The following is a 10276-nucleotide window of genomic DNA, read 5'->3' on the forward strand; positions in this document are numbered from 1 at the left end:
CCATGCGAGCCACATCCCGTTTCGATCTCAACGCGCTGCCTGTGGGGGTGATGATTTACGATCCCGCCGAGCATCTGCTGGCCTGGAATGACCAGATATCGCGCTTTTACCCGGTGATCGCCCCCTGGCTGATCGCCGGCGCTTCCCTCGAGAGCCTGGCGGAGAAATTTATTGATGCGGGTTATAACATCGACTCCACCCGCCGCCGGACCCTGCGTGAAGCGATCGTTCGCAACTGCCGTCAGTCAAGCCATCGAGAGGTGCGGCAGTCGGGAAACCGGCGGCTCTACGTGCAGCACCAGCGTCTCGCCGATGGCGGCATTCTCAGCCTGCATACCGATATTACCGAGCTTGACGACGCCCAGCGCTCGCGCCAGCAGCTGCACGATGATTTTTTACTGACCGCAGAGTCCATTCAGATCGGCATCTGGAACTGGCAGGTCTCTCACGACAGCCTGGAGGTGAACGATACGTTGCTGGCGATGGTGGGTCAGTCGCGTACGCAGCTGCACTACCCGCTGCGCTTTTTACTGAATCTGGTCCATGAAGAGGATCGTGCCGTCCTGCGCAACGCGATGATCGCCTCCAGGCAGGAGCACATGCCGGTGTTTGAAAGTGAGATTCGCGTGCAACACGCGACGCAGGGCTGGCGCTGGATGCTGGTTTCGGGACAGGTGGTCACCCTCAGTATGCAGCAGCAGGCCGAACGGGTGATCGGCACCCTACAGGACATCACCCGCCGCAAGGAGGCCGAGTTGTTAGCCATTGAAGCGGCGAAAGTGGCCCGGGAGGCCAACGAGGCGAAGAGTGCATTTCTCGCCAACATGAGCCACGAAATTCGCACCCCGATGAACGGCATTCTGGGCATGACTCAGCTCTGCCTCGATACACAGCTCACCCCCGAACAGCGTGAATATCTTTCTCTGGTGATGAGTTCAGCGCAGTCACTGCTGCATATCATCAATGACATTCTCGATTTCTCACGCATTGAGTCAGGTAAGATGACCGTCGATACAGAGCCGCTGGAAATCCGCCCCTTTGTGCAGTCGCTCATCCGCCCGCATATGCCCTCCGCCAGCGAAAAAGGCATTGAACTGCTGGTGGATATCGCTCCGGGGGTGCCGGAAGTGCTCATCGTTGATGGTCCCCGACTACGTCAAATTCTGACTAATCTCCTGGGCAACGCGCTGAAGTTCACCCATCACGGTGAGGTTATGCTGGCAATAGAGCCTACAGAAAGTGAAGGGCACTGGCGTTTTCGCATACGCGACAGCGGCATTGGCATCCCGATGGAGAAACAAAAAGCCATTTTCGAGGCGTTCAGCCAGGCCGATAGCTCTACCACCCGCCGCTACGGCGGTACTGGCCTCGGGCTGACCATTTCTGCCCGCCTGGTAAGTCTGATGGGCGGAGAGCTAACGGTTCAGAGCGAGCCGGGTGAAGGCAGCGAATTTGCTTTTACGTTGCCACTGGAAGGTCAGTTGGCTGTCTCAGCAACCGATGCTCCTGTAGCACGCTTTAACGGCGAATCGGTACTGGTGGTAGACGACAACAGTACCAACCTGCGGCTGCTGGACACCATGCTTCGCCAGATGGGTCTGACACCGACCTGTGTTAACAACGCCGGGGAAGCGTTAAGCCTGACCGCAAAAAGGGGATACTGGCCGCTGATCCTGCTGGATGCCCAGATGCCGGATATGGACGGTGTATCGCTGGCCATTGAGCTCTCTGTTATGCCGCAGGCCGAGCAAAGCCACATCATTATGCTCAGTTCCATGAGCCGCCATTTCGATGCCAATATGCTCAAGCGCATCGGGGTTGCCCACTATTTGCATAAGCCGGTTGCCCAACGTGAACTCTATCAAACCATAGCCAGCGTCCTGGCACCCGCTCCACATCTGGCATCGCCCCCTTCTCTTTCTCCCTCTCCCGTCACCTCGCCTGTACCGGCGCAGGGCGGACTTCACATTCTTCTGGCCGAGGACAACCTGGTGAATCAGAAAGTCGCCAGACGCCTGCTGGAGCAGCTCGGCCACCGTTGCGAAGTGGTATCCAATGGCCGGGAGGCCCTCGAACGCTGGCGTGAACAGTCCTGGGATTTGATGTTGGTTGACTTGCAAATGCCAGAAATGGACGGTGAAACGGCCATTCGCCTGCTTCGTGAGGAGACACTGACGCGGGGGCGTAGCCACCAGCCCGCCATCGCGATGACCGCCCATGCCATGCAGGGTGACAAGGCGCGCTGTCTGGCAATGGGCTTCGACGGCTATATTGCCAAGCCGGTAAGTCAGGAGGCGCTCAGGGAGGAGATAGCCCATGTTCTCGCCGGAGAAGATAAGGGTCTGCCGGATGAGGCACAGCTGTTAAAACAGTGCGCGGACGATCCTGAACTGGTTAATGAATTGCTGGCGCTGTTCGGCAACGGTCTTGACGAGGCGGTGGCAGCCATGGCGCTGAACATTGCGCATAATGACCGCGATGCCCTACGGCGGGCCGCTCATAAGCTTCGCGGCGAAGCCGTCACCCTCGGTTTCATTCGTCTTTCAGAAGTGCTCCAGCAATTGGAGAGTCAGGCGGTCTCGCTGAACCAGACGGGGCTGAGCGTTTTACATGGCGAGCTTATCGAGGAGGCCAGACGCTCTGCGGCCTGGCTGCGCCGCAGAGCACAGGAGGTTAAAGATGATCAGGCTTCTTCTGCTGCTGGCAATTAGCCCTCTGCTGGCCCAGGCCAGCCAGCCCGTAACCTGGTCACTGGCCGGAATGTGGCGCGTGCATGACGCCAACCTCAGCACCTTTGATGGCGCCAGCGCGCCTGACCGCGACTGGCGATCGATTGCGGTTCCGGCCAACTGGTACAGCGCCGGATACGATCATCAGGGTGCCCTCTGGTATCGGCACGAATTTACCCTGCCCAGGCGCGCGCCCGATACCATGGCCACCCTGGTCTTTGATGGCGTGGACTATTTTGCCGACGTCACGCTCAACGGCAGGCATCTTGCCCATCACGAGGGGTATTTTCAGCGCTTCTCGGTAGACATAAGCGATGCTTTGCAGCGACACAATAAGCTCGCCGTGCGGGTGGACAGTCCCTGGGAAGATCCGAAAACAATCTGGCCGCTGCATAAAACGATGGTTAAAGGCGTACTTAACCAGCACGATACCCGCCCTGGCGGGGCCTGGTCAGAGGACGGCCAGGATGCCAACTCCGGGGGGATCTGGTCGCCGGTAAAGCTACATTTGAGCCGCGGAGTGACCATCGACGAGGTAATACTGCGTCCGGACTGGCGTGAAGGGCTGAGCAAACCAGCGCTGCACGCCGAGATCCGCTACCGGGCATTGTCTGCCGGTGACGTAACTTTGCGCCTGTCGGCCACGCCAGACAATTTTACGGGCCCGCCTGTAAAGCAGAAATTCCCTGTAAACCTTGCGAGAACGGACGGAAAGCCGCAATCGCTTCGCGTCACGCTGCCAATGCAAGGCGCCAGGCTCTGGTGGCCAGTGGGCTATGGCAGGCCAAACCTGTACCGAGTGCGCGCAACCCTGACGGATAAGCAAGGAGTGATGGATACCGCAGTTGCCCGTACCGGGTTACGCAAGATAGTGAAGCAGCCTGACAACAAGGGCTGGCTCTTTAATGACAAACGCCTGTTTATCAAAGGGAGTAATTACATCGGCTCCCCGTGGCTTAGCACCATGACACGCAAAAAATATCGCCGCGATTTCAGGCTGGTGCAGGCAATGAACGCCAACGCGATACGCGTTCACTCGCATGTGGCAGGCCGGGCACTTTACGATGTGGCTGACGAAATGGGGCTGATGATCTGGCAGGATGTCCCCCTGCAATGGGGTTACAATAACAGCGACGCCTTCGCGAATAATGCCGTGCGACAGACCCGCGAGATGGTTGAACAGTTTGGTAATTCCCCGGCCATTATCGTCTGGGGCGGTCATAACGAGCCGCCATGGAATTCACCGTGGATGGAAAAACGCTTTCCCGACTGGAATAAAAACCTGAACCAGACGCTGACGAAACGCGTCGGAGACGCGCTTTCGCAAGATACCTCGCGCATAGTGCATCGTTTTTCTGCGGTGGAAGAACACTACTGGGCCGGATGGTACTTTGGCACCATGCGCGATCTTCTTGGCCCCGCCAAAACCGCGATCATCACGGAGTTTGGCGCTCAGGCGCTACCGCGACTCTCAACCCTGAAAACCATCATTCCCGCCCGCCTGATGTGGCCGAAAAGCACCGCCGCCGACGATCCCGGCTGGACGCACTGGAAATACCATAACTTCCAGCCCTTCCAGACCTTTAAATTTGCCAATATTCCGCGGGGCAATACCATTCAGGAGATGATTGCCAACACCCAGCGTTACCAGGCAGAGCTGGTGGCAATGGCGGCAGAGAGCTATCGTCGGCAGCGCTACCAGCCGGTAACTGCCCTCTTCCACTTTATGTTTGTAGAAACCTGGCCCTCCATCAACTGGGGCGTCGTGGATTATCTGCGTAAGCCGAAAGCGGGCTACTACGCCCTGCAAAAAGCCTATCAGCCTATTCTGCCGTCGATTGAACCCGTGACGGCGGTGTGGCGTCAGGGAAGCGAAGCAACGGTTCGCCTGTGGGCGATCAATGACACCTGGTCCGCCTGTGAGGCGTGTCGTCTGAAGTGGCAGGTGAAGCAAAATGGTCGGGTGCTGGCTAAAGGCAATACAAGCCTCACGCTTCCCCCCGATTCGGGCAGCAGGATCAAGGACATCACCGTCACACCGACCACCAGGCATAACGTTACCATTGAGTATGAGATTTCGGATCGCGCCGGTAACACCGTGGGTTCCAACCAGCGCAATGAGAGAGTGGTAAGCCCTCCTGAGCAATGAATGCTGGCTACCCAACGATGCTATTGATACCCGGCATGTCAGCCTTTCAGCGTGTTAACGAACCAGCATCTGGCCTGGCCGGGCGGATGTTCTTCCAGGTGCACTGCCCGCATGGAAAAACCGGTCCCGACGTCGGGCTGCATCTGCACGTTCAGCGTAACCCGTTTTCCCGCTGCGAAATCTTCCTCGACCATTGGCAGCGGCATATAACCCCCCCGTCCGTGGAGCTGGCGCCTCAGTTCAACATTCGCGTCACCTCGCTTCAGCCGGGTGCCGTTGAAAGTGAATTATTCGAGCATATCAGTGACAAAAATTATCGTGCACAGATGGAACAGCTGAAGGAGAAGATGACGTTCCTGAAAGCCGATGATGTCGCCGACTCGATTCCTTACGTGTTGCAGGAACCGGAACATGTGAACGTGGCAGAGCTGTTTATTATGCCGCCCGAACAGCCGCGGTAAGAGAGTGAAGCGGGTCAGGCTGATGCCTGACCCGCTACGTTAGTTTGCGGAGGCCGTAGGTCTGATGGTGATTTCGGTGGTATCGACACTCTCAGGCGCCTCGATGATGTGGCGCACGGCGCGAGCGATATCAGCTGGTTTGAGAGCAATAGCCCGGTACGCATCCATCACCGCCATGGTTTCTTCGTGCGTAATGGTCGAGGCCAGTTCGCTTTCCACCACTCCGGGGTTGACGCAGGTCACGCGGATGTTTGAACTTTCCTGACGCAAACCATCGGAAATGGCCCGGACCGCAAATTTGGTCGCGCAATAGACGGCGGCCGTGGGCACGACGGACAAGGCACCAATCGAGCCTATATTGACGATCTGCCCCGAGCCCTGGGCTTCCATAATCGGCAAAACCGCGCCAATTCCCCACAGTACCCCCTTAATATTCACGTCAATGGTGCGTTCCCACTCATCCTGCTTGCCAGCCGAAAGCGGAGACAGAGGCATAATGCCCGCGTTGTTAATAAGAACGTCAATGCGGCCCCACTTTTCCAGTGCAGCCTCAACGAAGGCGGCCATCGACTGGCGGCTGGTAACGTCTAATACCTGAGCCTCTGCCTCTCCTCCTGCGCTGCGGATTTCATCAGCCAGGGCGTGGATACGCTCCAGCCTGCGAGCCCCCAGGAAAACTTTTGCGCCTGCCTTTCCCAGCTCTCTGGCAATACCTTCTCCAATACCGCTGGAGGCCCCGGTAATTAAGATCACTTTGTTCATGTTTTGCTCCTTCAGTTGAGTTCAAAGCAATCATAGAGTCTCAACATTGTTTCTTGTATCCTGCCTTTACTGGACTCACTGGTTAGCGATGTTAAACAATGAAAATTGATCTTAATTTGTTACCGCTTTTTCTGGCGGTCGCCGAGGAGCGCAGCTTCAGCGCTGCCGCCGGGCGGCTGGGCATCACCCGTTCCGCTGTCAGCCAGGGGATAAGACGTCTCGAAGATGGGTTTCAGACCCTGCTGGTGATGCGCACCACGCGCTCGGTAAGGCTCACCGAAGCGGGTGAACGGTTGCATAAATCGTTGCTGGAGCCCATCGCCAACATTGAGGCGGCCTTTGACGATGTCACCTCGGACAGCATGCCGCGCGGACAGCTCAGGATCGCTGTCACCTCAATAGCGGAAGCGTTTCTTTCGGGCCCACTGCTCGCCTCGTTTACGGCCGCGCATCCTGCGGTATCGCTTGATGTCTTCGTGTCAGATGAGGAATTCGATATCGTGGCAGCGGGCTATGACGCTGGGGTGAGACTGGGCGAAGTTATCGAAAAAGACATGATCGCGATTCCCCTTACGGGCCAGCAGCGTGAACGGGTGGTGGCTTCACCTTCCTATCTGGCGACACACAGCGCACCGGCGCATCCCCGTGAGCTGGTCGCTCATCGGTGTATCGGCTGGCGCCCTTCCCCGGACGTTGCCCCCTATCGCTGGGAGTTTGAGGAAGCAGGCGTCCCTTTCGATGTGGCAATTGAACCACAAATAACCACTAACGATCTGCGTCTTATGCTCAGCCTCGCGCTGGCCGGCGGTGGCATAACCTTTGCCACCGAGGACACCTTCACACCGTACATTGAATCAGGACAGCTGGTTTCCTTACTGGATGCGTTTCTTCCATCTTTTCCTGGTTTTTATCTCTATTTTCCCCAGCGCCACAATATGGCCCCCAAGCTCAGAGCCCTGATCGAGCACATCCGCCAGTGGCGACAGCTCCCCGCCACGCAACCCACACAGCGTTGAATGGTTCCAACCCTGAATGCAGATTTTCCTCAATCTGCTGCGTCCCTTTGATGAGCATCAACGACAGCACGTCATTACCATGGAAAATGACAACGGACACGATGGGCAGGACTTCACACAAGGATGGAACCTTAAAAATGTACAGACCAATAGTTGTTATCCTCTTTATTCTTTTGACATTAGCCGCCCTCGTGGAAATCGGCTTAATTTCTTTAGGCTAATACCGATTGCCTCTGAAAGGCCACGCTTGCGGCCTTTTATTTATAAAACATGAGAAGAAATCACATTATTTTTGGAGTAGCAGAAATTAACCCGCACGCAAAAATATATTTTATAAATGAGAGAATTTAAAATATATCATACACCAGATATTTTACCCTAACTTAAATCACTATTAAGCAGAAATTAAACATAACCAAAATTAAATATTTACCGCACATTTTAATTATTATTATCGCCCCACCAGCAGCGTTTTAAGGGTTGCCCCTTTAACGCCAAAACCCTTTACCCACGCGCCCTCATAGCTAACGAAATATATTAACGCTATCAATTAATCGCCCCTGCAATAGCCGTAATGGGTTTACGAACACTTAATTTGCATATTCAGACATTTATAGCTATATCATTTTCATAACGAAATAAATCAATACCTGCACAAATAATAAGGCTTATAAATCGCAAACATATAAATAAACAACTATTTCCTGTGTAAATAATTAGCTTTGCCCTGAGGTTGCCACTTTTAATCCTGGCGGGCATCGGTCGCGCTAAAGAAAGTAACGGTAAATCCTGTTTATTAAACAGTATTTTCGCCGGGAGCGCGTTCGTCTCTTCAGAAACGATGGCTTTGTTTTACACGCCGTAACCAATCACTCAGCTGGAGTAATAATTGTATGAGCCAAATATCTGTTATATCTAAATTAACTGGCGTGGAAACGACCACGGAAGGGACACAGATAACACTCGATCACTCCTCAATCGTTAAACTTAACGTGGATCGCGCCGACATCTCAGGTTACTCCCGCAGCGGAAACGATCTGGTGATTACCCTCAACTCGGGCGAAGTGATTACCCTCAAGAATTTCTACGTCACCGACGCGCAGGGCGTGAGCCAGCTGGTGCTTGAGGAGAGCGACGGTGCGCTGTGGTGGATTGAAGATCCAACCGGTGCCGCAACCTATGAATCCATCGCCTCCACGGACGCCCTACTGGCGGCGTCAGGGAGTGATATCGGCGGCGCCGCAGCGTGGCCCTGGGTGCTGGGTGGCCTGGCCGCCGCAGGTGGGATTGCCATTGCGGCGGGAACTGGCGGTGGAGGTGGCGGAGATGACGATAACAACAGCCCGAATCCCGGCAATCCGGGAAATCCTTCCGAGCCAGATACCACGCCTCCGGATGCCCCCACCAATCTACAGGTCTCACCTGACGGCAAAACCGTCACCGGTACCGCTGAGCCGGGCAGCACGATTACCCTGAAAGATGCCGATGGCAACACCATCGGAACGGGCAAGGCGGGCAGCGACGGAAAATTTACGATTGATCTCGGTACGCCACTCACCAACGGGGAACAGATCACCGCCACCGCCACCGATCCATCCGGCAATACCAGCCAGGGCGGTCAGGTCACGGCACCGGATCTCACCGCACCGGATGCCCCGGCCAATCTGGAGGTCTCCCCTGACGGCAAAACCGTCACCGGTACCGCTGAGCCGGGCAGCACCGTTACCCTGAAAGATGCCGATGGCAACACCATCGGAACGGGCAAAGCGGGTAGCGACGGGAAATTTACGATTGATCTGGGTACGCCGCTCACCAACGGGGAACAGATCACCGCTACCGCCACCGATCCGTCCGGCAATACCAGCCCGGGCGTTCAGGTCACGGCACCGGATTTAACCGCGCCGGATGCACCGGAGATTGTCACCGTCAATGATAACGTAGGCGCCGAAACAGGCCCGCTGAGCAACGGACAACGCACGGACGATGCCCGCCCGACCTTCAGCGGCATCAGTGAAGCCGGCACCGTCATTACCTTCTATGACAACGGGAAACCGATTGGCACCGCCACAGCCGATGCCACAGGGAAATGGAGCTTTACCCCGTCGACCAACCTGTCTGAAGGCAACCACGCCATTACCACCACCGCGACCGATGCCGCAGGCAATACTAGCCCGGCGTCCACGGCGGTAAGCTTCGTGGTCGATACCGTCGCGCCTGGCGCGCCAGCTATCGTCAGCATCACCGATGATGTTGCGCCTGGCACCGGCACACTCGGGAGTGGAAGCAGCACCAACGACCCACGGCCACAGCTCACCGGCACGGCGGAAGCGGGCTCGACGGTCACCATCTATGATAACGGCATTGCCATTGGCACAGCCGTTGTGGGCAGTAACGGAAGCTGGAGCTTTACGCCGTCGGTGAACCTGAGCGAAGGCAGCCACCAGCTTACCGTGCGCGCCACCGACGTCGCCGGTAACACTGGCCCGGCCTCGCCGGTCTTTACCGTCACGGTAGATGTCACCGCGCCGCAAACGCCTTCCGGATTTATCATTAACGACGACACGGGCGTACTGAAAGGGGCGATCGGTGCCGGGCAATTTACCGATGCTTCAGAGCCGCGCCTGACGGGCAGAGGCGAACCGGGCAGCACGATCACGGTTTACGATAACGGCGTTGTTATCGGCACCACCACCGTTCTGCCGAACGGTACCTGGAGCATCACGCCGACGAGTCCACTGGCAGAAGGCGCACACTCGATTACCCTGCGGGAAACCGATGCGGCAGGCAACCAGAGCGGTCTGTCTCAGCCGATCAACTTTACCGTCGATCTTACGCCGCCAGACATGCCGGTTGCGACGCTCAACTCCGCAGGCACCCAGATCACCGGTACCGCCGAGCCGGGCAGTAAAATCGTCATCACCAACAATGCCGGGCTGCAAATCGGGACCGCCACTGCCGACAGCAACGGCAACTATGTCGTCAACCTGAACCCTGCGCAGACCAACGGTGAGATTATCTCCGTGGTCGCCTCCGATGCCGCAGGCAACCAGAGCTCACCGGCGCTGGTCAACGCAGCGGATATCACCCCACCTGCCGCACCGGGCAACCTGGTGGTGGCGGAAGACGGGGCCAGCGTCAGCGGAACCGCCGAGCCAAACA

Annotated in this window: 6 protein-coding genes; 5 read left to right on the forward strand and 1 reads right to left on the reverse strand. The window is 56.7% G+C overall.

Annotation, left to right across the window (positions count from 1 at the left end; translation table 11 throughout):
* Nucleotides 1–2 precede the first annotated feature (2 nt).
* The 3 genes from DD606_RS11755 to DD606_RS26435 are packed head-to-tail and all read left to right on the forward strand — an operon-like array spanning nucleotide 3 to nucleotide 5339.
* Nucleotides 3–2711, forward strand: a complete 2709-nt coding sequence (locus tag DD606_RS11755) for a response regulator (RefSeq protein ID WP_022651692.1) — start codon at nucleotides 3–5, stop codon at nucleotides 2709–2711.
* Entirely contained in the window at nucleotides 2680–4878 is a 2199-nt protein-coding gene (locus DD606_RS11760; RefSeq protein ID WP_050870902.1) for a glycoside hydrolase family 2, read from the forward strand. The genes DD606_RS11755 and DD606_RS11760 overlap by 32 nt, the downstream gene beginning before the upstream one ends.
* A 35-nt stretch (nucleotides 4879–4913) precedes the next feature.
* On the forward strand, nucleotides 4914–5339 hold the full coding sequence (locus DD606_RS26435) for a hypothetical protein (RefSeq protein ID WP_050870901.1): 426 nt from the start codon (nucleotides 4914–4916) through the stop codon (nucleotides 5337–5339).
* Between the two features lie 39 nt (nucleotides 5340–5378).
* Here DD606_RS26435 and DD606_RS11770 read toward each other — a convergent pair whose 3' ends face one another.
* Nucleotides 5379–6101, reverse strand: coding sequence for an SDR family oxidoreductase (locus tag DD606_RS11770; RefSeq protein WP_046621224.1), 723 nt, complete (start codon nucleotides 6099–6101; stop codon nucleotides 5379–5381).
* A 98-nt stretch (nucleotides 6102–6199) separates the two neighbouring features.
* Here DD606_RS11770 and DD606_RS11775 point away from each other — a divergent pair, with 98 nt between their 5' ends.
* Both DD606_RS11775 and DD606_RS11780 read left to right on the forward strand, forming a co-directional pair.
* Nucleotides 6200–7117: a LysR family transcriptional regulator gene (locus tag DD606_RS11775; protein WP_050870900.1), complete on the forward strand. Its 918-nt coding sequence runs from the start codon at nucleotides 6200–6202 to the stop codon at nucleotides 7115–7117.
* A gap of 893 nt (nucleotides 7118–8010) precedes the next feature.
* Nucleotides 8011–10276 (forward strand): Ig-like domain-containing protein (locus DD606_RS11780; RefSeq protein ID WP_129258680.1); only part of this gene is annotated, 2266 nt, incomplete at its 3' end.

It is taken from the genome of Enterobacter cloacae complex sp. GF14B (genome assembly GCF_004136805.1).
In the GTDB taxonomy this organism is placed as follows: domain Bacteria; phylum Pseudomonadota; class Gammaproteobacteria; order Enterobacterales; family Enterobacteriaceae; genus Enterobacter; species Enterobacter hormaechei_C.